Below are 22747 nucleotides of genomic sequence, written 5' to 3'. Positions count from 1 at the left end.
GAGGCGGTTCTTCCGTAGACTTCTGTGATTGCCATTGGATGTCGATAGGGAGGCAGCGCCCGAAAATGACGGCGCCTTTTTCAATAAAAAAAGCCAAGGCCGATGTTTCCATTGATGCAATCTCCTCGCTACGCGAGGGATCGATCTGGATACCCGGCGGCACGTTCCGCATGGGGTCGGACAGGCATTATCCTGAAGAGGCTCCGGCGCACCGTGTCACGGTGGACGGTTTTTGGATGGACCGCTATCCGGTGACGAACCGGCAATTCAGGGAATTCGTAAGGGCCACCAAGCACATCACCGTCGCGGAAATCGTACCCAGCCCGAAGGATTATCCAGGAATGCTTCCGCATATGATCTATGCGGGCTCGCTGATGTTCTCTCCGCCTGAGCACCCTGTCAGTCTCCGGGACTTCAGCCAGTGGTGGACCTTTGCCAAGGGCGCGCAATGGCGGCATCCCTACGGATCCGGAAGCAACATTCGTGGTTTGGACGATCATCCAGTCGTGCATGTGGCATTCAACGATGCGCTCGCCTATGCGCAATGGGCTGGCAAGGATTTGCCGACTGAAGCGGAATGGGAGTTTGCGGCGCGCGGCGGGCTCGAGGGCGCCGAGTTCGCGTGGGGTGATGAGTTCACACCGGGCGGCCATCACCTGGCCAATACCTGGCAGGGTGAATTTCCACGGCAGAACGTCAATGCTGATGGCTTTGAGCGCACCTCGCCGGTCACCGCATTCCCGCCGAACGGCTACGGACTTTGCGACATGATCGGCAACGTCTGGGAATGGACGGCCGACTGGTATTCGCCAAAGCATCAGGCGGATGCGCCGAAGGCTTGCTGTATTCCGCAGAACCCGCGCGGCGGCAGCGAGGCCGACAGCCACGACCCCCGAACCACCAATGTGAAAATTCCACGAAAAGTCATCAAAGGCGGCTCGCATTTGTGCGCGCCGAACTACTGCCGGCGCTACCGGCCGGCAGCCCGCCACGCGGAGCCGGTAGATACGTCAACAAGTCATTTGGGCTTTCGATGCGTCAGCCGAAAAGTGTTGGATGCATCATAATCGGGAGAGCAAGCAATGTTAAGTTACGCGTCCGCTGACAACCCCCCTGCAGAGTCATCAGGCAAGCAGCTTGGTTGGCTCAAGCGCTCATGCGCCGCTTTGCTGAGCGCATCGATGCTGGTATCGGCGTCCCTGCCGCTAAGCACCCCCGCGGATGCTCAGCAGGCGCAGAAGCCCAACATCCTCTTCATCATGGGCGATGACATCGGCTGGATGCAGCCGAGCATCTACCATCAAGGTTTAATGGTCGGGGAGACGCCCAACATCGACCGCATCGGCAATGAAGGTGCAAAGTTCATGCACTATTACGCCGAGCAGAGCTGCACGGCCGGACGTACGGCCTTCATCACCGGCATGCAGCCAGTCCGCGTAGGCATGGTCCTGCCTGAACTTCCCGGCAGCCCATCCTATATACGGCCCGGCACGCCGACGCTTGCCAAATTCCTGCTCGATCTCGGCTACAACACAGGCGAGTTCGGCAAGAACCATTTGGGCGATCATGCCGACTCGCTGCCGACGGCGCACGGTTTCCAGGAATTCTGGGGCTACCTGTACCACCTTGATGCGATGCAAGGAGTAAGCTTCCCTGATATCAACAAGACGGCGAGCCAGCAGAGTCTCGCTCCGCCTTGCAAGAATACGCCGGTCCCCGGTTTGAGCGAAGTTCCCGGCGCCGTGGATCCCAAGACGACGGTCTGCCTGACGCCGCCGCGCCCGATGCTGGCGTGTACGTCGGCCGACGGTTCTGGCGCCAAACAAACGTGCAAGGACGAAGGACCGCTAACGCTCGACCGATCGAAGACAATAGACGAGGAAATCTCCGCCAAGGTCGTCGACTTTCTCGACCGCAACGACCCCAAGAAGACTAACAAGCCGTTCTTCGCTTGGTACAACCCCGCCCGCATGCACATCACGACCATGTTGTCGGACAAGTACCAGGCGATGGTGGGCGAACCCGGCGGCAAGGACTGGGGCGTCAACGAAGCCGGCATGAAGCAGATGGATGACAACATCGGCGTGGTGCTGAAGAAGCTCGAAGACATCGGGCAGCTCAACAACACGATCGTCGTGTTCACCACCGACAATGGCGCCGAGACCATTACCTTCCCGGACGGCGGCGTCACGCCGTTTAAGGGCGGCAAGCTCAGCACCTGGGAGGGCGGCATGCGTGCCCCGATGGTGATCCGCTGGCCGGGCGTCATCAAGCCGGGTACAGTCAAGAACGAAATGTTTGCGTCGCTCGACTGGCTCCCGACTCTCGTCGAGATCGCCGGCGGTCCCAAAGGCGACGAATTGAAGCAACGTGTCGAGGCCGGCTATCCCGGGCTTGTCAAGACCACGCTCGATGGCGTCAATCAGATCGACTATCTAAGCGGAAAATCCGAAAAGTCGGCGCGTGACCACTTCTTGTATTATTCCGGCAAGGACCCGTCGGCGGTCCGTTACAAAAACTGGAAGATGTATTTCGCAATGGTGTCTGACGCACCCTCCGGCTTCATCGCTGGAGTTCAGCCCTATCACTGGACGCAAGTCGTCAACATCAAGCGCGATCCGTTTGAGACCTCCGTTGGTACGCAGATAAAGACGCTGTTCGGTATGGGAGGGGCGATTGCATCTCCCTCGACCGCCTACGTCTACGACTGGAACATGCTGCCTATCGGACAGCAGCTCTGGCTTATGCACCTCGAGACTTTCGTCAAATTCCCCGCACTGCAGGACCCGGCCAGCTACAACCTGGAACAGGTGATGCAGCAAATCAAAGCCATGAAGGCGGGTCGCGACTAAGAACGCCGACACCGATCGGCGGGCGTCATCTTGAGCGCCCGCCGATCACTTTGTGCCTTGAATTTATCTGCACGCGAACACGCGATGCGAGGAAAAACCCATGAATATCTTCCGACGCACATGCTTTGGTCTCCTCGCATCGGTCGCAGCGGCAACAGGCTTTGTCACACCGTTATCGGCGCAGCAACAGCAAAAGCCCAACATTCTCGTCATCATGGCTGACGACATTGGATACTTCAACATCAGCGCCTACAATCGGGGGATGATGGGCTATCGCACGCCCAACATCGACCGCATCGCCAACGAGGGCGCCATCTTCACCGACTATTACGGCCAGCAATCCTGCACTGCCGGGCGCGCCGCTTTTATCACTGGACAAAGCCCGTTGCGAACCGGGCTGCTTAAGGTGGGTTTGCCCGCGGCGAAGGAAGGCCTGTCAGCTAAAGATCCGACCATAGCCGAACTGCTTAAGCCGCAAGGCTACGCGACCGGACAGTTCGGCAAAAATCATCTAGGTGATCGCAACGAATTCCTACCCACGGTGCATGGGTTCGATGAGTTCTTCGGTAATCTTTATCACCTGAATGCCGAGGATGAGCCAGAGCATCCAGACTATCCAAAAAATCCGACATTCAGAGCGCAGTTCGGGCCTCGGGGCGTCATGAAGTGCGTTGCCGTCCCAACCGACTCACCGGGCGACGATCCCCGTTTCGGTACCTGGGGCAAGCAGAAGTGCGAGGATACCGGCCCGCTCACCAAGAAGCGCATGGAGACGATCGACGAGGAATTCCTTGGCGCCACTAACGATTTCATCGAACGCGCAAATCGGGACAAAAAGCCTTTCTTCGTGTGGTTCAACCCTAGCCGCATGCATATCTGGACTCGCCTCAAGCCGGAGTCTGAAGGAAAGACTGGTCTTGGGATTTATCCCGACGGCATGGTGGAGCACGATGGCCAAGTCGGGCAGGTTCTGAAGAAGCTTGACGATCTCGGCATCGCGAACAACACAATCGTAATCTACACGACTGACAACGGTGCGGAGACATTCTCCTGGCCGGACGGCGGAACTACCCCATTCAAGGGTGAGAAGAACACGAATTGGGAAGGCGGCTATCGGGTCCCGGCGATGGTGCGCTGGCCCGAGCTAGTGCCGCCTCATACTGAGATCAACGACGTGTTTTCGGCCGAAGACTGGGCAACAACGCTGGTCGCGGCAGCTGGCGAGTCTGACATCAAGAACAAACTATTATCTGGCTACGATGCGGCAGGAACGACCTTCAAGGTCCATCTTGATGGCTATGATCAGCGAGAACTTCTTAGCGGTAAAGGGCCTACCAAGCGCCGTGAATTTTTCTACTGGACCGATGATGGCAACTTAGCCGGCCTTCGTTACGATCAATGGAAGGCCGTTTTTCTAGAACAAAAGGCTCATGGGCTCGACGTATGGGCTCAGCCGATGATCGAGCTGCGGCTGCCGTCGCTGTTCAACCTCAGGTCCGACCCGTTCGAGAGAGCGCAGCATGAATCTGGCGATTACGTCAGATGGTTCATAGAGCATGCTTTTCTGCTCGTACCGGTTCAGGCCGTCGTCGGACAACATCTCATGAGCTTTCAGCAGTTTCCGCCGCGACAGAGACCGGGATCGTTTTCGGTAGAACAGGCGATGGAAAAGCTAAGAAACCCGCCGTCGAGCAACTGATGCGGTGAGTCCGAGGAAGCCACTAGAAAAATTCAGGGAGTCTATCATGGTTGTCACGCCGTTGCTCAATTTTATCGCAACGTTGGCTTGCGAGGCATAAAAGCGTCGGCGCTCAGGCGATACTGGCGAAATCAAACGTAGGGGAAATGCAATGAATACCAGGGTAAAATACCTCGCGGCCGCACTGTTGCTTGCAACTCCGCTATCGGCGAACGCCGCCGACCTTGCAGTCAAGGCGCCTCCTGCGCCAATGCCCGCCGCGGTCTACAACTGGACGGGGCTCTATGTTGGCGTGAACGGCGGCTGGGGTTGGGGGCGCCAAGATCCACTCAATTTGATCGCTGATCGTTTCGATCGCGCCAGCTTCGATATTAACGGGGGAATGATTGGCGGCACCTTTGGCGCCCAAATCCAACAAGGGTATATCGTGCTCGGTCTCGAAACCGATCTTGACTGGGCAAACATCAAAGGCAGCCGTGTCACTTTACCTACGATTTTGGGTGTACCTCAACCTTTCACTTTAGACGTGAACTCGAAAATTGAAGCGCTCGGCACGGCACGGGCACGCGCCGGTGTAGCAATGAATAATTGGTTGATCTACGCAACCGGCGGCGCGGCCTTCGCTAAACAAACAGCCAGTGCGACCACAATCGCCGGCATCCCGTGCGGCACATTTGGCGTGCTGCCCGGCTGTGCGGAATCGCATTGGCGACCCGGGCTTGCGGTTGGTGGCGGGGCGGAGTGGGGATTTGCGCCGAGCTGGAGCGCAAAGGTTGAATATCTTTACGTGGCCGCGATGGGAACAGGGGCGAGCACTGATCACTTCAATGTTGTTCGAGGCGGTATCAACTATAGGTTTGGAGGATTTTAGAAATCTATCCGTTTGGCTGAATGTGAGCGGCGCTCCCAATGTTCGTTCAAGGAAGACAACATTGGGCGCCCTTTGGCCGCCCTTCACTAACAGTCAATTTGAACGGGAACGCCAGATCCAGGGCGATCGGGTTGACCTTGAAGATAGCCGATTTAACTCGCGTTCGCGTCGCAGCGGCGGCGGTGGCCATTGCGACCAACACCTTCGCTCCAAAGTTATGTCGGGGACGTCCAATGGGCTAAAGCACCCAGCCTGAAAACTTTGGGCCCCTCATCTTCCGGGCACTACGTTGGCATCCTTTGCCGATCCTCTCGAGGCTAACGTTACTGTTCGACAAGGCCTTGCATGAGATGACCTGCTGCCTTTAACTGCTGGTATTAATTCGGTAGTTTCCAAGCCGTTGAGTGGGTCTTTCTGGCAGAGGGAACGAATGGAAAGACGATTAGCAGCTGTGTTGGCGGCAGATGTGGCCGGTTATAGCCTTCTGATGGGAAGAAACGAGGAAGGAACGGTTAGCCAACTCAAGGCCTTTCGTAAAACGTTAGTCGATCCTACCATCGCAGCGTATCGCGGTCGCATCGTGAAAACCACCGGTGATGGGATGTTGGTAGAGTTCGCTAGCGCGGTGGATGCAGCGCGCTGTGCTGTAGAGGTGCAGAGAGCGGTCGCCCGCGAAAACGTCGCTTTGCCCCCACAAACTCGGATTGAGTTTCGCATCGGCATACACGTTGGCGACATCATTTTCGACGACGCCGACATTTTTGGCGACGGCGTGAATATCGCGGCAAGGCTTGAAGGACTTTCGCAACCGGGTGGCATCTGCATTTCAGATGATGCACAGCGTCAGATTCGCGGAAAGCTCGATACTCCCTTCGAAGATATGGGGTTGCAGAACCTGAAGAATATTGCCGAGCCGATGCGGGCTTGGCGATTGAGCGACGCGAAGTCGCCTGCGTTGTTGTCGCCCGACCGTTCAGTCGAGACAACCCAACCTCTCGCGCTTCCCGACAAACCCTCCATCGCAGTGTTGCCCTTCCAGAATATGAGCAGCGATCCTGAGCAAGATTATTTTGCTGACGGCATGGTGGAAGATATCATTACGGCGCTGTCGCATTACCATGCTCTGTTTGTTATCGCTCGCAATTCGAGCTTCACCTACAAGGGCCATGCCGTCGACGTGAAGCAAGTTGGGCGTGAACTTGGCGTCCGCTACGTGCTTGAGGGCAGCGTGCGCAGGGTCCTCGATCGGGTGCGCGTGACCGGACAGCTCATAGACGCCTCGACGGGAGCGCATTTGTGGGCGGACCGATTTGATGGTGCATTGAAAGATATCTTTGATCTTCAGGACGACATTACGTTGCGGGTCGTGGGTGCGATTGCACCCAAGCTTGAACAGGCGGAGATTGTTCGGGCAATGCGCAAGCCCACGGAAAGTCTCGACGGGTACGACTACTATCTGAGGGCCATGTCGAATTTTCACAAGGGCGGCAGGAAGGACATCAGCGAGGCGCTTCGCTTGTTTTACAAGGCTATCGAACTCGACGACAAGTTCTCTTCTGCCTATGGGATGGCCTCATGGTCTTATGCTCGACGCAAGTTGAACGGCTGGGCAGACGAAGGATCGTCAGAAGCGTCGGAAGCAGAGCGAATCGCGGACCGGGCTGTGGAATGCGGCGGTGACAACGCCGTTGCACTAGCGAGCAGTGGTATCGCAATTGGCTATATGTTTGCTGATTTTGAACGTGCAGCATCGTTGATGGATCGCGCTCAAGCATTAAACCCGAATTTGGCAATGGCCTGGCATCTAAGTGGTTGGATTAGATGCCTCATCGGTCGGCAGGACCTTGCAATCGAGCATCTGGAACGGGTCGTTCGTCTTAGCCCCGTCGACCCGCAGCGACCTGGAATGCTGGCTGCGATAGCGACCGCGCACTTTGCGGCGGGACGTTTTGATACTGCCTCATCCCTTGCAACGGCAGCCATGCTGGAACAATCAAGCAACTTTATTGCTGCACTTGTCGCGGCCGGGGCAAATGCGATGGCTGGAAATCTCGACATTGCAAGCAGTGCAATGGAACGCGTACGCGCACTCGATCCAAATTTTCGCCTTCACAAGGTCAAGGATCGTCTCCCGCACCGGCAACCCGAGGTGCTCGCCCAATGGGAGGACGCCCTGCGCAGGGCGGGGCTACCCGAATAATCAGCTCAGCCTGGCTCACGTATTGTGGAGGGCGGTCCGACATCGGTCGTTGGTGCCATCGCGTCTTGATCCCGCGTTCTTGCGGTAACCCAGCGGCATCCTCGCCAGTCCGGGTCTCGATTTCATCAGTCAGACTATTGTGCAGGATTGCCGGCTCGGACGGATCGATTGTCGCCATTGTCTCTAGCTCTTTCGGGACGCTAAACATCATCGCTCCCTTTCAGTAGCTTGCTAATTGAGGCCCACAACGAGGTTTAGTCCCAAGCGTTCCTAACTTCCCGCAAATAGAATCCCGACCAATCGCAGATCGCCCTCAAGGCCCCCGCGGGAGTAACCGCGTAGGAGGCTCGCAGCCTCAACCCGCGGCTTCTTTGGTCGAGGCGGCCTCCAAAGGAACGGATATTGAAGCCACCCCTGATCGCGCAGCCTCTGCGCGGATCGGGACGGCGCGGCGGCTCTTCCCGCAGATCTTCTTCAACGCGGAAACCACGGAAGATGGCCGCGACGCGCTCGGCTGGTATCACGAAAAGAAGAAGTCGAACGATGATCGGAACGTCGGGCTAGGTCCGAAGCATGATTGGAGCGCGCACGCGGCGGACGGTTTCGGGCTGATGTGCATCCACTACGACAAACCGGACGGCGCTCCGCCGCCTCGCAAGCTTTATTCAGGCAATCAAAGTCGCGCGGGTGGTGGATCTTGGCAAAGTGTATAGTCGTCGAGTGGCGCGGCCATTTCGCTTTTCCGAACATTGATACGCGCGGAAGCGGCTTGATGCGATTAGCGGAGGATGATCCGCAGCGCCAACAACGAACTGAGGATTACGACGATCGTAAAAACCGTGGAAAATGCTACACGAGCTGCGATTTCGTTCAAAGTGAGATCGGGCGCATGCGGTTCGGATGAAGTGGCACTTTTCACATTCAAAGAGTCGTTTTTCAGAGCCATCTTCGCGTCTCGTCACACTGATGAGGTGCATGCGCGTTCGACACCTGCCGCATAAGGGTCTTTGTACCGCGTCCAGAAGGCGTTCGGTCATTGAGATCATTTATGAAATCTACTCGCATCAGTTTACCTCGTCGGTCGGGTACCAGACGAAGGAACCGTTATAGTTAGGAACGCTCTGTTCTGCGATCGCGTTTATACGTAAAACGGGGAGCGCACACATGCAGAAAAGTCGCAGTGTCAGACACCTGCTCACCCTTGAAGAGCGGCTTGCGATAGAGGCGGAAGACCTCCGTCTTAAGGCGGAGAAAAGACGGCCAGGGCAACAGCGGGATGATGTGATCCGAAGAGCCCGTCAGGCCGATACCGCTTCGCATATCGAGGATTGGATACGGTCACCCGGGCTGCGGCCACCGACTTAGTTTAGGTAGCCGGACTTCTCTCCAGGAATGGCCGCTCGGCGGTTCTCCTTCGAAATCGACAATCAAGTATCGTCGGGAGGCAGAGTGGACCCGATCGACAAAAAGTAGAGCAGGAGCCTCAGGCGGCCCGCACCCTAAAGGAAAGGCGGGAGGTCATTAAGGAATATATCTCCGACCTGCGGACCGTCCTGGACAAGCTCCGGCGCAAGATCAATTAGTGTCCCGGCGAAAAAGCAGCCAAATGGTAGCAAAGCCCGTGAGCTGCTTTTGCGGCGCGCCCGGCAGGCTGAGACGGCATCCCACATCAACCAGTGGCTTAGCTGACGAGGGTCTGCCTGAAAGTATCAGGACGCGAATTCGATGACGGCACCCCTCTGATGTGCATCCATTACGATCAACGGGACGGCGCTCCGCCCCCGCGCGAACGGTGTCGGGACCGGCGAAGCTCCTAGGGTAGTGCTAATGGCCCACAAGAGAAATCGTGATCAGCAGTTGCCTGAATTCGTGATCTCAGATGACTTATTTGAATTGGCCGCTCTTGGGGTCAATTACAAATTTCGTCGTCGAGCCCTTGTTCACAATGATGACTTCGTAAACTATTCGGCCGCTCGTCTCTTCAAGGCCAGCGCTGATGGCTTTACCAGAGCCTTTGTCTTCCGCCCGCGCAGTTGCTGTGGAAAGATCGATTGAAGCTCTTAGCAATCCAGCCAGTTCCAGCTGGTCCTCCTCGTCCAGTTTCGATACCGGTGTGGTCGTCCCTTCACCGACGATTTCTCCCGTCCAGGCGTCGACAGCGCCTTCCCATACGTTGTTGTCCTGATAGGTTTTTACCTTGTAGGCCAACTGACCCGCTTGGCTATCAAAGCTAACATCGACGACTTTCGCATCTTTGTGCTTTTTTGCAGCGATCTTTATCGCCTCGGCAAGACTGACTTTCGCTTTCTCAAAGGATTGTATTACTGTCGCAGTGGGTAAAACGTCAGGCTCCGGCGCGCGTTGTGCAAGAGCAGGAGCAATGACGCACGAGATAAGGATCGAAAGGGTTATTGTCTTAAGCACAACAGCCTCCTTCTTAGTTCCCCCCCCCCCCGGAAACATTCGCTCAAACCTAGGCTGAATGTAGGCGGGGCCGCCGGATGTTGATCCTCCATGGTCCAGAGATTACCAACTTTCCACGTTCAAATCGCGCAAATGGCGCAATTCGCCTGGAGCCTTTCCAAATGAAACGCGTTGGCTCGACGTGACGCTTTGAGGCGGCCCGCTCAGTAAGAACCGCAGGATTTTTCGAGATGAATGAGGACACCAGGGGGGCGTCGAGCAAAGTACCTGAGGTTACCCTATCATTTTGGATCATCAAAATTGCTGCAACTACCCTAGGCGAAACTGGTGGTGACTCCGTAACGATGACGTTGAATTGGGGTTACCTAGTCGGAACCGCAATCTTCCTTTCCCTTTTGATTGCCTTCGTAGCTTGGCAAATCGTTGCCAAGAAATTTCATCCTTTCCTCTACTGGGCCACGATTGTCGCCTCGACCACATTCGGCACGACGATGGCCGACTTTGCGGACCGTTCGTTGGGCATCGGCTACACCGGTGGTTCGGCACTTCTGTTCATCTGCCTGATGGGTGTTCTCGGTCTTTGGTACTGGTCCCAAGGCACAATCTCGGTGAATACCGTTAGTACTCCCAAGGTGGAGGCGTTCTACTGGGCGGCGATCACATTCTCACAGACACTGGGCACCGCGCTAGGTGACTGGTCGGCCGACACTGGTGGGCTCGGGTACGAGGGTGGCGCATTGGTGTTTGGCGTCGGATTGGCGATCGTTGCCGCCGCGTATTATTGGACGAATATCTCGCGGGTCATGCTATTTTGGGCAGCCTTCATCCTCACCCGACCTCTTGGAGCCACAGTGGGCGACTTCCTCGACAAGCCGGTGAGCCACGGCGGTCTCAACTTAAGCCGTCCCCTTGCATCAGCCGTATTAGCAGTTTTCATTGTCGTCTGTGTGCTTTTGCTGCCCCAACGGGCGGGCAGGCATCCGGCAGAAATCAATCAGACCGCTTAGGGCGCGTACTCACTAATTTCGACCTGTCTGCTTCGCTCCGAAAGCGGTCGAGATCGTGGCGCAATATGTCGCGATGGGCCATGCGCAGACATTAACTGCAAGTAGCGAGTTCGCTCCACGCCTGTGCCATTGGATCGAAAACGGCAGGGTTTTTCCGTACGGTGACCGACCACACTGGCATCGTGAACGTCGGGTCTAGGTTCAAGACACGTTCGGCGGCCGATCTCGCCTCTTCGATTCGACCGAGCCGGACCAGGGCGATTGTTTGAAGGACGTGCGGCACACTGAATGAAGGATTGGCTTCGACGGCGCGAGCCGCCGCCTTGAGCGCCTCGTCAAAACGGTTCGCATGGAGTTCGGTCACCGCGATCGCCATGTGAGCAATCAGTGTATCGAACGGGCTAACCTTGAGGGCAAGTTGCGCCAGTTGCAGTGCGATTTTGCCGTCGCCCATGAACGCATGTGCGAACGCACTGTTTCCCAAGGCAACGACATTCGAACGACTGATCGACAGTGCCCGGTCAAACACCTCGAACGCGTCACTGAAGTCGGAGTCAGCAAACCAGATCACCAAACCGGCAGCACCAAGCGCGGTCGCGTCATCACTTCTCGTCGCAGCGCGAGCATAATGGACGGCGGTGGCGCGATCTGCTTCGTTCAATCCACCGCGGCTGAATCTGATCTGAAAGCATCGCGCCAACTGTGCCTGGGCCGCCGAATAATCGGGCTCTAGCTCCAATGCCTTCTCCAATAGCGGAATGGCTTCACCAGCGCCCGTCGGCATCGTTGTGCGCATCGAGGAGAGTGCCCGCAACACGAGGTCATAGGCATCGAGACTGTTGGGTCGCTCTCGTCGAACGCGGCTGATCTCGACCTTGCGTAGATTCGGTTCGAGCGCCCCGATCAGGCTCATCGCAATGGCATCCTGAACCTCGAAAATATCATCAAACCGGCGATCGTACCGTTCGGCCCACAATGCGACACCCGTGTCGGACTCGACCAGCCTCGCCGTGATCCTTATGCGATTGTCGGCCTTACGCACGCTCCCCTGCACGAGATAGCGGCACCCCAGCTTCCGCCCGATACTCGCCAGGTCGCCGGAGCCGGCTTCGAACAGCAAGCTCGACGTGCTGCCGACCACCGATAGACCGGTGATGCGGGACAGGCCCGTGATGATGTCCTCTACGATACCGTCGGCGAAGTAATCCTGGCTGGAATCCCCGCTGAGATTGGCGAACCGCAGCACGGCGACCGTGGTCCCGCGCGGCGGGGTGTCTCCGGAGCCCGAATACGTCAGCATGCCGGGACCATTCTCGAACCCCACCAGGCGATAACCTCGTCCCGGAACGGTAACGACGTAGCTGTGGCCGTCACTTCCGAGTTCGAGTGCCTTGCGCAATGTGGACACGTGCACCTGAATCGCGTTCTCCTCCACCACGCGGCCCGGCCAGATTTTTTCCATCAGGCGATCCTTGCTCACGACCTCGCCTGGGACCGAAGCCAATTCGCAGAGGATATCGAGCGCCCGGCTTGAGAGCTTGACGGGCTGTCCCGAACAGGTCAGCCGCCGGTCGACGAGACCCAGCACAAACTTTCCAAATCGAACCGTGTCTCGATCCGGTTTCGGATTGAACGCCATGTCTGTTCAGAACTCTTCAGACCCTGAAACAAGGACCTTAAGGGTATCGCTTCGTAGTGTCCATCGCCCGACAAACCGCCGCGCCGGCGGTCGGGACGAGGAGGTTCCGTCATGCGCACCACGCATTTGGCTCTGGGACTGCTGACAACAATCGCTTTGTGGTTTCCCGCGCTTCCGGGCAACGCCCAGTCGTGGCCGACCCAAGTCGTGAAGATCATCACGCCATTTCCGCCTGGCAGCGGTGGCGACGTCACGGCGCGTCCGTTCGCCGAAAAGCTCGCGGAGCGGTGGGGGAAGCCCGTCATCGTCGAAAATCGTCCAGGCGCCGACGGCATCATCGCCGCGACCGCGGTGCTCAACTCGAACGATGGGCATACTCTCCTCTATACGAACGGGGGACCGCTCACGAGCAACCTGCTCACGCACGCGGGCAGCCTTCCGTACAATCCGGATGATCTGCTGCCGGTTGCGGCCGCCGCTGAAGTCTACGTAGCAATAGGGGTGCCTGCTTCCCTGGCGACAAGCTCGCTGTCCGAATTTGTCGCGCAGGCGCGCCTCAAGCGGGGGCAGTTCAATTGGAGCGGAACTCCCGGCAGTCTGGACTATCTGGTGCCGGGGTTTTTGAAGCGCGCCGGCATCGATCTCCCGCGTGTTCCATACCGAGAGGTAAGCATGGCGATGCAGGATCTCTCGCAGGATCGACTCCAATTATATGCTGCTGCCCTCGCGACCCAGTTGCCAATGGCGCAAACCGGTAAGATCAAGATTATCGCGATCACGAATAGTCAACGATCACCCTTCCTGCCGGACGTTCCCACGGCGCGCGAGTCGGGTTTTCCGGAGCTCGAGTACGAAGCGTTCCTTGGTTTTTTCGCGCCCCGCGGGATGTCAGCGGAGCTACGTGAACGCATCGGCGCTGACCTGCAAGCGATCGGCGCGGACGCGGACTTGGCGGGACGCTTCAATGCGATCGGCATGCGGGTCCGCGTCACCTCTCCGGCAGAACTGCAAAAGATCATCATGGACGAGCGCACGGCGCTCGTCCGTTACACCCAGGCGACGCCGCGATAGGGACGCGCAAAGCACCGAGACAGGAGAAATATCCCCATGACCCGGGAGCATCCGCGTACCGATCGGCTTTTCGAGATCGGGAGCGCCTATCGACAGGCAAAAGTTCTATTGAGCGCGGTCGAACTCGGAGTTTTTTCCGAGCTCGCAGCCGGCCAGCTCGATGCGAGGGATCTCGCCAGCCGCATTCAGGTCCACGGTCGCCCGGCTCGCGATTTCTTCGATGCACTCGTCGCGACTGGTCTTCTGATGCGAGACGACGAAGGGCGATATCGCAATACGGAGGAGAGCGATTTTTATCTAGACCGAGCGAAGCCGACTTATCTCGGCGCCAGCTTCGAACAGTACAACCGCCGCGAATACGCCTTATGGGGATCGCTGACGCAGTCGCTACAGACCGGCAATCCGGCGGCCGAAACGCATGGCCAGGATCACTTCGGGTCTTTGTACAACGACGCAGCGAGATTCCGGACCTTCGTCACCGCGATGACGTCCGGCAGCTTGCTCGCCGCTCAAGGTATCGCTCACCAGTTCCCCTGGGAGAACTACCAGAGACTTTGCGATGTCGGCACCGCTCAAGGTTGCTTACCGGTCCAGGTTGCTTTGGCACATTCTCACGTCCGCGCGATCGGATTCGATCTTCCGATGCTGCGTTCGGCATTCGAGGAGTACGCGGTCGAACGCAACGTCGCTGACAGGGTGAGTTTCGCGGGAGGCGATTTCTTCAAGGATCCTTTGCCTCAGGCCGATGTCATCGTGTTGGGTCGCGTCCTCCACAATTGGGATCTTGAAGCCAAGAAGATGTTGCTGGACAAGGCGTATCGAGCGATCCGGACAGGTGGGGCTGTCATCGTCTATGATATGCTGATCGACGACGACCGGCGCACAAGCACAACGGGCTTGCTCTCCTCTCTCAACATGCTCCTTTGGACGGCGGGCGGGTTTGGATATACGGCAACGGATTGCACCGGTTGGTTGCGTTCGGTCGGGTTCGCAGAGACGATAGTTCGCGACCTTCCAGGTGGTAACTCCATGATCATCGGCGAAAAATAGGCGGCGCCATATCTTCCGGTGCCCGCTCAGGATCATTTTCGACCGAGTCAGCCGGATAGTCCCTTGGTTAATGTCAGCTCCGCTCCAAAAGCAGCAGTGGCGGGGGGCAAGCTAGGCGCGTTGTGTTTGGTCGGATGCCTGTGATTCAAGCTCCCAAACTGGGACCTCGAATCATGCGCTATGAACTTGCCGATTTTGAATGGGCCGCCCTCAAGCCGATGCTGCTCAACAAGCCGCGTGGCGTTCCTCGGGTAAACGATCGGCGTGCTAAACGGCATCTTCTGGGTCTTGAGATCGGGAGCACCCTGGCGCGATCTGCCTGAGGCGCTCGGCCCGTACACCACTTGCTATAACCGCTTCGTTCGCTGGCGGAGGGCCGGGGTCTGGAGCCGTATCATGAACGCCTTGGCCGCTGCTCACGATGCAGCAGTCCAGATGATCGACACTTCCATTGTCCGCGTGCACCAGCACGGAGCGTGCATTACCAGGAATCAGCGGCAGTCGATGGGACGGTCAAGGGGCGGGTTGACCAGCAAGACTCATGCGCTCGTAGATAGCAATGGTCTTCCGGTACGGCTGGCGCTGAGCCCCGGTGAGGCTCATGACAATCTACTATCTCGTCTGAAATCCGGGTCAATGCTGCTTGCTGACCGTGGCTACGATGCCTTGATCAGAGAGCTTGCGATGAAGAAAGGCGCATGGGCCAATATCCCGCCGAAAAGCAATCGCAACACTCCAATCTGCTTCAGTTCTTATCTGTACCGCGCCCGGAACAAATTCGAGCGATTCTTCAATCAGATCAAACAGTGTCGTCGGGTGGCGACGCGTTACGACAAACTTGCTGTTAACTACCTAGCCTTCGTCCAGCTTGCGTCAATAAGGCTATGGCTGCGCATTTATGAGTCCGCACCCTAGTTGGGTGCGGCCCGCGCGCGGCTATTCTAATGGGGCACATCCGTTTCTGGCCCTTAACGGACGTCAGCTAGCGCCCTGATTAGAGTCCGTTTTCGGCTTGGTTGTTGCATTCATGTGAGAGGCAGCCCGCCGCGAAGTACCTTTTCAATTATCTCAGCGAGACTTTCCATCAGGAATGGCTTTCGCAAGGCCGGCCTGTCCCTGAATGGCTCCGGCCGTCCCTCTGAACCGTAGCCGCTAACAAATATGAACGGCAGCCCTCGATCGGCAACGATTTGCGCGATCGGAGCAATGTCGGTGCCGCCGACGTTGATATCGAGAAGCGCCAGGTCGAACTCCGCGTTGCGTGCCAACGGCTCGGCAGCGGTGATCGTACCTGCCTCGGCAACGACACGGTGTCCGAGTTCTTCCAGCATTTCAGCCGTCATCATTCGAAGCAGCGCCTCGTCTTCGACCAAGAAGCATGCCGCGTTTTTCATGAGTCGCCGGTCGGGGTGCTCGTATTGAGCAGTTGGGAAACCGCCGTGACGAGTTGGGCGGCCGCAAATGGCTTTTCAAGCAAGATACTGTTGGGCACACCGTGAGACGGCCAGTCACCGGCGGCAGCACCCGTCATGTAGACTATCGGGAAGGCCGGATCGATCTCTCGAGCGGCTTTCGCGACTTGCCAACCATTCATCGTGCCCTTGAGGGTGATGTCCGTGACGAGCGCTCTGTAATTCGCAACCTGGCCCTTTAGCAAAGTCACGGCTTCTTCGGCGGATGCGGCAATCGCGGCTTCGAAACCGGCTTCACTCAACGCTTCGTCTACGAGGGCTTGTATCGCAATGTCGTCCTCAACAATGAGAACGATAGGTAGTTCCGGATTTGCCACTTGTTCCTGCCCTACAAAAGTTCCATGCCTAAACGTCGTAGGAGGGCGTTAGTTCCGCATGAATGTCCAAAAGTGAACTGTTCGGCGTACCTCAAACCCCGCCCGGCGTTTCGTTTTGCAGGCCTCAGGACCTTGTACCATTGCGACCAACCTCCGCTTATCTGGCACTGACCGCAGCAGAAATCCGGGAACTCAAATTTGTCGGGCGAGTTACAGAACCGCCGAGAGGATGAGCGAGAGCGGCAATCTAGTCGAGTTCGCAGCAGCACGCGGATTTCTGTTCATCGCGCCGATCCTCTGTTCGGCAGTACTTGAATAGAGAGGCGACAATGAAAGCACCCCTACTTCTTGCTAGCGCACTAATCATTGGATGCGCCGCCCCAGCACTGGCTGAGGAATACTTCGTCGTACAAGGACCCAGCCGCCACTGCACGATTACCACCACGCGCCCGGCGGACAAGGAAGTGGTGACGCAGATCGGTCCAATGGCCTTCACGAGCCGCGTGGAAGCTGAAGACCGCATCAAGCAGACCAAAATCTGCGATGAAGGCACTGTTGGTAGCACTAGTGGCACTAGCAGCACGACCGTTATCAAAGAGAAGTAATCGACGGCATAATCCTGATCGAATTCTAAGGTCGCGCCCATTCTCTCGGCGCGACTTTTTTGTTTCCAGACACATTCGATTGATCGATGTTCTGTCGAAACCCGATCCTTATAGCATCGGTAGTAGCCGGAGCGACCACGTCCCCTGATTGTTCGAGATGCTCGGGAAGTAAGTAAAATGCTCGGCGTTGCCCCCGAGGTGCGGCGGGCGTTTGTGAGTTTCCAGAGTGCCAAAGCGTATCGAGATGCCGGGGTTCATTAAACCCCAGCTCGCCACCCTGAAGAGCAAAGCGCCCCAGGGCGAGCAGTGGCTGCATGAGATCAAGTACGACGGCTACCGCGTTCAGGTACATCTCAATCGGGGAAGGAAGAAAGTCTTTACCCGCAACGGACTGGACTGGACCAAGCGATTCTCCAGTATTGCTGGTGCCCTCGACATACCGGGTCAAGCCATCCTCGACGGAGAAGTGGTTGTAGTTCACGAGGGCCGCACCAATTTCTCCGAACTTCAAGCTGAACTTGCGGCTGGTAGACAGGATCGATTGATCTACTACGCATTCGACATTCTCTGGCGGAATGGCGACCTTCGCAGGCTGCCACAGATCCAGCGGAAGCAGCTTCTGTTGGACCTGATCGGCGAAAACAACATAGAACTCCCGGTGCTGTTTTCTGAACATCTCGTCGGCGATGGGCAAGAGATGTTTGAACACGCGGCGAAGCTGAATTGGGAAGGCATCATTTCCAAACGGGCAGATGCGCCGTATCGATCCGAGCGAAATGAGAACTGGCTGAAGATCAAGGCCGTTCACAAAGGCAAGTTTGCAGTCGTCGGTTTTGTGAAAGACCCGACCGGCGTGGCCGCGCTGTATCTCGGCAAACAGGAAGGCAACGAACTCGTTTACATGGGAAAGGTTGGAACTGGCTGGTCTCGCACTGTTTCCAGCCAGATCAGGAGGCAGCTCGACACGGTCGTCAGCCCGAAGTCAAAGCTAACCAAAGCGATCAGGAAGCCGAAGGCGACATGGGTAGAACAGAAATTCTTTGCCGACGTCGAGTACCGAGACATCACATCAGAGGGCTTGCTACGTGCCAGTTCGTTCAAAGGGCTTTCGCGGAAAGATGAACTCTAGCCGCCCTGTCTGCTTCGGATTGGGATGGGTTTGCGAAAATCATCCGAAGCGGGCATGGAGCGACGAACTGGGCTGTCAGTGTGGAGCGGGCATGCCGTGTGAGTGCGTCAGTGCTGACGGGCTTGACGAGCCCGACGTAAGCCAAGTCTTCGAAGGCCCTTCAACCCGCCACTAGCACTGCGAGCAACTCAACAGCAAAAGGGCCGCGCGAATGCGCGGCCCTCCGCCAGCCCCAAATTGTTCGGGATGAAAACACCGCGCTGGGTAGGTCAACACTACAGTTGGTTCGTAGGGTTGGAGTAGTCCGTACAACTACGGTCGAGCCGAGCACGAAAACGATCAAGGCGAGTTAACTTAACCTTCTCGTTCAAGGTTACTCCCCACAATTGATTGCGCAATTTATGAGAAGTGTAATTGTCGATCTGGTCGTTTAACGCCGGAGTCACACGCTTAATGAAGCCAATAAAGACAAAGTCAGACATAGTTGAGGAGATATGCCCGGCCTGCAATGGCACCGGTTTTCTGCCGGTCATCAAGCAACCCGCATCGGGAAAAAGGATTTACGGTCCTCGCTGCACGAAGTGCGACGGCAAGGGCAAACTACAAGCGCCTGCGAACTGAGCGATTCGTAATGTTCATGCGGCGGCCTTGTCCTCCTTGTCTGCACCTCGGGCGACGATCCTGATCGCATCGTCCGGCAATGGCCTTTGCAGCGCCTTAGCCTCATCCCATGGGGCGCGCATCCAGACGTCACGCTCCTCATCGGTCATCAGGATAACCGGCATCGCCTTGGGATGGATCGGCTCGACGACCGCGTTTGGAGCCGTCGTCAGAAAGCCGTAGACGTTATGCGGTCCTGGAATCGGCTTGGACTTGGTGCCCCGATCACCGTTGAACGTCGTCCAGAGGCCGCCGAAAGCGAACAGCGGACGGTCGTCACTGAGGGCGAACCACACCACGTCCTTCTTCTTGGTCTCCGGATTCGGCTCCGGCGCGTACTCGGCAAAGCTGTTGGCCGGGACCAAGCATCGGCTTTCGGGCTTCAGCCAGCCGCGCCAGTGCGGCGATGACGTGCTACGGATGTTCGTGACGGGTGGGCCGCCAGTGCGCGGCGGCGGAGGCATTCCCCAGCGCATCAGGGTCAGCTCGCTGCCGGTGTCGGTGTTGCGGATCACCGGCGCAGGGTAGTCCGGAAATACGCCTGTCATCGGCGCGAGGTTGCCGACGTACCGATTGACCACACGAAACAGCGCGCGGACGGCTTCTTGGTTAGTTGTGATGCTGTAGAGATTGCACATTTGTCGAAACCGCCGCGATACTCGTTCCGCCGCTAGTATGGTGTACGTCTCTCAGCTTGCGCATGTAGTAGCCGTGCGCCTGAATCGCTGATCTAATTTCCTCACTGACTTTGACAACCCTTCTCTTGCTTTTGCGCCAACTTCCCGGCACCGCAGCGCGAGGGATCGGAGATCCTTTCTTTACAACGAGCAGATCACGTCTAGTGCTTAAATACACATCCATATGCCTGCCTCCCAAAAGCGCCGACGTTATCGCTTGGTGAGCAGAGCATGGGTTACCAAATGGCAACACCGAGCCATTGTTGTAGGAGCGGAACGAAGCGCTTGACCAAGCTAAAGCAGCACAGGCTCGACAAGCAGCTAGGTCTCGTGGATTGCGCATGTGCTTCGGTGACGGTGTAATTGCTATCCATGAGCACTAAGACGCGCGAGGTTATATGGGGCGGCCGGGTCATGCGCGCTAAGATGTGCGCCGAGACTGCCCGCCAAGAGGCTAGGAAGGCTGCCCGCGCGGCCGATCGAGCAGAGGCGGAGAATGGTCAGTCCGTATGGAAGGCTGTGGCGGCCCAGCCTAGCCATCTCCAACGATAGGCCAATGCTTGAATGGCGGTTACGGCTGGCTCGAGATCGAATGCTGCCGTTGCAGGACACGGGCAAGCATGCCGCTGGACGCGATCCGCAGGGCGCGTGATACGCCGATCTGGAAGCTGGAGCCGTCGTTCCGATCCCGGTCTTGCGGCACCCGCCGCTACAAGCCGCCGGTCCGCATGATCAAGCTGACCGAGCAGCGGGAGATCACGCTGTACAATTGGGTGCATCCGGATGAAGACCGGTGAGGTGTGCGTTGCAAGGACAAGCGGACCTTGGCGTCGGCGCTTTGCTCCGCTAGTGACCCGTATGGACATTTTGGGCCATGTACCGGGATGTTCGCGATGCTGCTACGGTATGCTCATTCACTCGTGTGGAGTTGGCAAATGGCGGTCGATACGAGCTTCAGCCTCTTAACTGGCAATGATATCGAGACCCGGAGAATAAGAGCCGGGGGTGTCATTTTTCGTGAAGGTGAGAAGGCGGATGAGCTTTTCGTTATCAAGAGCGGTTACGTTCGCATTCAAGTCGGCAATAGAACGATGGCTGATCTTACGACTGACAATATTTTTGGTGAAATGGCTCTCATTGACAGCGAGCCGCGGAGCGCAACTGCCGTGGCGATCACCGATGTTGAACTGGTTCCCATCTCGGAAAACCAGTTTCTTTTTCTTGTAACCCAAACCCCGTATTTCGCGCTCAAGGTAATGAGGATTCTCGCACAACGACTAAGGGTGACGAGTAAGTCGCTTGATTGACCTTCCCGCGCTCGCCCAACGCTAGTGATGGTTGTGCCGGTCCCTGAAAGCCGAGCATGCGTTTGTTCCATGCCTCGCAGGCCAAACGGTCGGCTCCCTTGCGGGCTTCTGTAGCCCGATCTGCCGCTGCCCGGACCGATGCGCCGTAAATAGCTTCCCGTGATTTAGTGCTCATGGCCTATCAAAGCCGGTCGCCGCGCCGGGCGCAAATCGCACATTAGTCGTGCCTCTGTCGCGTTGAAACTACTGTTGGTGGTTGTGGAAAACGCGGGTGGGCTTATCTTTAGGACAATTCCAGATCCCCATTCGCTGCCAGCGGCGACCGCCAATCCGGAAGAAAGGTGATAACGAGTGAAGAACAAAGGCCCGAAGACCAGCAAGGCATCGAAGCTGCGGCAGCCGATGCCGACCGACGCATTCCGCGAGGAAGGCATGGCACAGAAGACCAACCGCCACGCGCGCCGCCGCGACGCTAAGCTGAAGAAAGAGCGGCCGTCATAATCGGTTCGATCTGGGAAATGGGCACAGCCGAGCGTAGCAGCGCGACAGCCGCTATCAGGCCGGCCGGTTCGATCGCTGGATCAAGTTGAAGAACCGGCAGCACGCGGCGCTTAGCCGCGTGATGGAGGCGTTTGGTTAGCGCTGGGCGGAACGGCCGCTATTTCCAGTTTGGGAAGCTACCGGCATTGATTTATAAATCCTAACAGTTTTTGTCTGCCATCAGCGATTGGCATGTCCTGAAAACCGAAAAACACGGGCGCGTCGTAATTAAATTGAAGGGTTACACCAACACGCTGCGCGTTTCGAAGCGCTTCGATTTCTCGATTGGAGAGGCTGTAGATTCCGTTGAACCATCCGTTACGGATCGATTTCGATCCTGCATTAAGGCGGTACATTTGTGTATCGACTTGAAGGGTAGGCGCCGACATTTTCATAAGTTCGTCATCGCGACCAAGAGCATCGAAAATAGCGTAGAGCCCTAATTTTCGGTCCCCACCACAAAGCAGCATGAATTTATTGATTCCAGATACTTCAGTTGTTCGCTCGCCCTTAAGATAGAGTTGTCCTGCTCCACTCTCTATAGTCCACACAGGACGCGTCATTCCGTTATTGACTACATTGAGACGCTCTAAAGTCTGCTTATCGATTTCATTCATGCCGTCAGGACCAGCGGATACGCTCAAACTAAACAAATCCGTATCGACGTCCATTGATCGAATGTATTCGACAATGACCGCTGATGCTATCTGAGCGCGCCCTTCGCTTCCGCTGGTGGACGCAAATTGATGAACGCCATAGCGTGAGCCTTTTGCAAGGTACCTAAATTGACCACCCAAATAGGCGTAGGAGCAAGCACTGTAGCAGCCACCCGGTTCGATATCGAACCGTCTGGTTGCCGCGAGGGACCGCTTGCCTACGTTTGTCGATAGCCCGTATTTGCGGATTATACGTCCAAGCCCAATTCCTTCGATGAGGCTACCGCCTGGCGAATTGAGATAAACATATGATCGATCCGGAATTCGATTGTCTTTGATGTATTGTTCGAGACGTGTCGCTGCTTTGGAATCGATCGCGCCATCTAGAAAAATAAACCAGGCGTTTCCGCCGATTTCAGTTGGCAGTTCAGGACCAAATCCCTGAATGGTCATCCGCTTCTCTTGCGCGGAGGCCGGAACGGTTGTTCGGGCTAAGCAAAATGCAGCGACTAGAGATGCAAGGAGTGTCGATGTCGTCAGCAGCGGCGAAGATTTCATGTTGCTCGTTTCG

At 56.9% G+C, this 22747-nt stretch carries 20 protein-coding genes and 1 pseudogene; 15 read left to right on the top strand and 6 right to left on the bottom strand.

Annotated features, from left to right (window positions below):
- Positions 1 to 170 precede the first annotated feature (170 nt).
- The 6 genes from ACPPVP_RS30360 (at position 171) to ACPPVP_RS30335 (ending at position 8335) form a co-directional block, all read left to right on the top strand.
- Positions 171 to 1067 (top strand): formylglycine-generating enzyme family protein, encoded by an 897-nt coding sequence (locus ACPPVP_RS30360; protein WP_426538147.1) that lies wholly within the window; start codon positions 171 to 173, stop codon positions 1065 to 1067.
- 114 nt (positions 1068 to 1181) lie between these two features.
- Positions 1182 to 2852 carry an arylsulfatase gene (locus ACPPVP_RS30355; protein ID WP_426527228.1) on the top strand — a complete coding sequence of 557 codons (1671 nt, stop codon included), beginning with the start codon at positions 1182 to 1184 and terminating at the stop codon, positions 2850 to 2852.
- Between the two features lie 100 nt (positions 2853 to 2952).
- Positions 2953 to 4551, top strand: a complete 1599-nt coding sequence (locus ACPPVP_RS30350) for an arylsulfatase (RefSeq protein ID WP_426527226.1) — start codon at positions 2953 to 2955, stop codon at positions 4549 to 4551.
- Positions 4552 to 4702: 151 nt separating this feature from the next.
- Entirely contained in the window at positions 4703 to 5422 is a 720-nt protein-coding gene (locus ACPPVP_RS30345; protein WP_426527224.1) for an outer membrane protein, read from the top strand.
- A gap of 430 nt (positions 5423 to 5852) precedes the next feature.
- The gene (locus ACPPVP_RS30340; RefSeq protein ID WP_426527222.1) at positions 5853 to 7622 is read left to right on the top strand and encodes an adenylate/guanylate cyclase domain-containing protein; all 1770 of its coding nucleotides are present in this window, start codon (positions 5853 to 5855) and stop codon (positions 7620 to 7622) included.
- Between the two features lie 371 nt (positions 7623 to 7993).
- Positions 7994 to 8335 (top strand): hypothetical protein, encoded by a 342-nt coding sequence (locus ACPPVP_RS30335; RefSeq protein WP_426527220.1) that lies wholly within the window; start codon positions 7994 to 7996, stop codon positions 8333 to 8335.
- 1171 nt (positions 8336 to 9506) lie between these two features.
- On the opposite strand, the gene ACPPVP_RS30330 is transcribed toward ACPPVP_RS30335, so the two are convergent.
- Positions 9507 to 10046, bottom strand: a complete 540-nt coding sequence (locus tag ACPPVP_RS30330; protein ID WP_426527218.1) for a PepSY domain-containing protein — start codon at positions 10044 to 10046, stop codon at positions 9507 to 9509.
- A 230-nt stretch (positions 10047 to 10276) separates the two neighbouring features.
- Between ACPPVP_RS30330 and ACPPVP_RS30325 the strand changes: the two genes are divergently transcribed.
- Positions 10277 to 11053 carry a hypothetical protein gene (locus tag ACPPVP_RS30325; protein ID WP_426527216.1) on the top strand — a complete coding sequence of 259 codons (777 nt, stop codon included), beginning with the start codon at positions 10277 to 10279 and terminating at the stop codon, positions 11051 to 11053.
- A 91-nt stretch (positions 11054 to 11144) separates the two neighbouring features.
- Here the strand turns inward: ACPPVP_RS30325 and ACPPVP_RS30320 are convergent, their stop codons facing one another.
- Positions 11145 to 12692: a winged helix-turn-helix domain-containing protein gene (locus ACPPVP_RS30320; protein ID WP_426527214.1), complete on the bottom strand. Its 1548-nt coding sequence runs from the start codon at positions 12690 to 12692 to the stop codon at positions 11145 to 11147.
- A 111-nt stretch (positions 12693 to 12803) separates the two neighbouring features.
- Between ACPPVP_RS30320 and ACPPVP_RS30315 the strand changes: the two genes are divergently transcribed.
- The 3 genes from ACPPVP_RS30315 to ACPPVP_RS30305 all read left to right on the top strand — a co-directional run bounded on the left by ACPPVP_RS30315 (position 12804) and on the right by ACPPVP_RS30305 (position 15728).
- Positions 12804 to 13763, top strand: coding sequence for a Bug family tripartite tricarboxylate transporter substrate binding protein (locus tag ACPPVP_RS30315; RefSeq protein WP_426527212.1), 960 nt, complete (start codon positions 12804 to 12806; stop codon positions 13761 to 13763).
- A gap of 36 nt (positions 13764 to 13799) precedes the next feature.
- On the top strand, positions 13800 to 14813 hold the full coding sequence (locus tag ACPPVP_RS30310) for a methyltransferase (RefSeq protein ID WP_426527210.1): 1014 nt from the start codon (positions 13800 to 13802) through the stop codon (positions 14811 to 14813).
- Between the two features lie 173 nt (positions 14814 to 14986).
- Positions 14987 to 15728, top strand: a protein-coding gene (locus tag ACPPVP_RS30305; protein ID WP_426527208.1) for an IS5 family transposase whose coding sequence is annotated in 2 segments (ribosomal slippage) — positions 14987 to 15081 and positions 15080 to 15728 — 744 coding nt in all. Because the reading frame shifts where the segments join, the coding sequence is not laid out codon by codon here.
- A 110-nt stretch (positions 15729 to 15838) separates the two neighbouring features.
- Here the strand turns inward: ACPPVP_RS30305 and ACPPVP_RS30300 are convergent.
- Together ACPPVP_RS30300 and ACPPVP_RS30295 are read right to left on the bottom strand one after the other, a co-directional pair.
- Positions 15839 to 16207 carry a response regulator gene (locus ACPPVP_RS30300; RefSeq protein WP_426527206.1) on the bottom strand — a complete coding sequence of 123 codons (369 nt, stop codon included), beginning with the start codon at positions 16205 to 16207 and terminating at the stop codon, positions 15839 to 15841.
- Positions 16204 to 16602, bottom strand: a complete 399-nt coding sequence (locus ACPPVP_RS30295; RefSeq protein ID WP_426527204.1) for a response regulator — start codon at positions 16600 to 16602, stop codon at positions 16204 to 16206. The genes ACPPVP_RS30300 and ACPPVP_RS30295 overlap by 4 nt, the downstream gene beginning before the upstream one ends.
- A 329-nt stretch (positions 16603 to 16931) precedes the next feature.
- Here ACPPVP_RS30295 and ACPPVP_RS30290 point away from each other — a divergent pair, with 329 nt between their 5' ends.
- The gene (locus tag ACPPVP_RS30290) at positions 16932 to 17207 is read left to right on the top strand and encodes a hypothetical protein (protein WP_426527202.1); all 276 of its coding nucleotides are present in this window, start codon (positions 16932 to 16934) and stop codon (positions 17205 to 17207) included.
- 226 nt (positions 17208 to 17433) lie between these two features.
- On the top strand, positions 17434 to 18336 hold the full coding sequence (gene ligD / locus ACPPVP_RS30285; RefSeq protein ID WP_426527200.1) for a non-homologous end-joining DNA ligase: 903 nt from the start codon (positions 17434 to 17436) through the stop codon (positions 18334 to 18336).
- Positions 18337 to 18971: 635 nt separating this feature from the next.
- Here ligD and ACPPVP_RS30280 read toward each other — a convergent pair.
- Positions 18972 to 19634: an SOS response-associated peptidase gene (locus tag ACPPVP_RS30280; protein ID WP_426527198.1), complete on the bottom strand. Its 663-nt coding sequence runs from the start codon at positions 19632 to 19634 to the stop codon at positions 18972 to 18974.
- 411 nt (positions 19635 to 20045) lie between these two features.
- On the opposite strand from ACPPVP_RS30280, the pseudogene ACPPVP_RS30275 reads away from it, so the two are divergent.
- The 3 genes and pseudogenes from ACPPVP_RS30275 to ACPPVP_RS30265 all read left to right on the top strand — a co-directional run bounded on the left by ACPPVP_RS30275 (position 20046) and on the right by ACPPVP_RS30265 (position 21481).
- Positions 20046 to 20470 (top strand): annotated as a pseudogene (locus ACPPVP_RS30275) (hypothetical protein).
- A 138-nt stretch (positions 20471 to 20608) separates the two neighbouring features.
- A complete protein-coding gene (locus ACPPVP_RS30270) occupies positions 20609 to 20980 on the top strand; it encodes a Crp/Fnr family transcriptional regulator (protein ID WP_426527196.1) in 372 nt (123 codons plus the stop codon).
- A 351-nt stretch (positions 20981 to 21331) separates the two neighbouring features.
- On the top strand, positions 21332 to 21481 hold the full coding sequence (locus ACPPVP_RS30265) for a hypothetical protein (RefSeq protein ID WP_426527194.1): 150 nt from the start codon (positions 21332 to 21334) through the stop codon (positions 21479 to 21481).
- Positions 21482 to 21657: 176 nt separating this feature from the next.
- On the opposite strand, the gene ACPPVP_RS30260 is transcribed toward ACPPVP_RS30265, so the two are convergent.
- On the bottom strand, positions 21658 to 22734 hold the full coding sequence (locus ACPPVP_RS30260) for a hypothetical protein (RefSeq protein ID WP_426527192.1): 1077 nt from the start codon (positions 22732 to 22734) through the stop codon (positions 21658 to 21660).
- Between the last annotated feature and the right edge of the window lie 13 nt (positions 22735 to 22747).

It is taken from the genome of Bradyrhizobium sp. McL0615, from assembly GCF_049993905.1.
Taxonomy (GTDB): domain Bacteria; phylum Pseudomonadota; class Alphaproteobacteria; order Rhizobiales; family Xanthobacteraceae; genus Bradyrhizobium.
The sequence above is the reverse complement of the archived record's forward strand: the minus strand, read 5'-3'. Positions and strand labels throughout refer to the sequence as shown.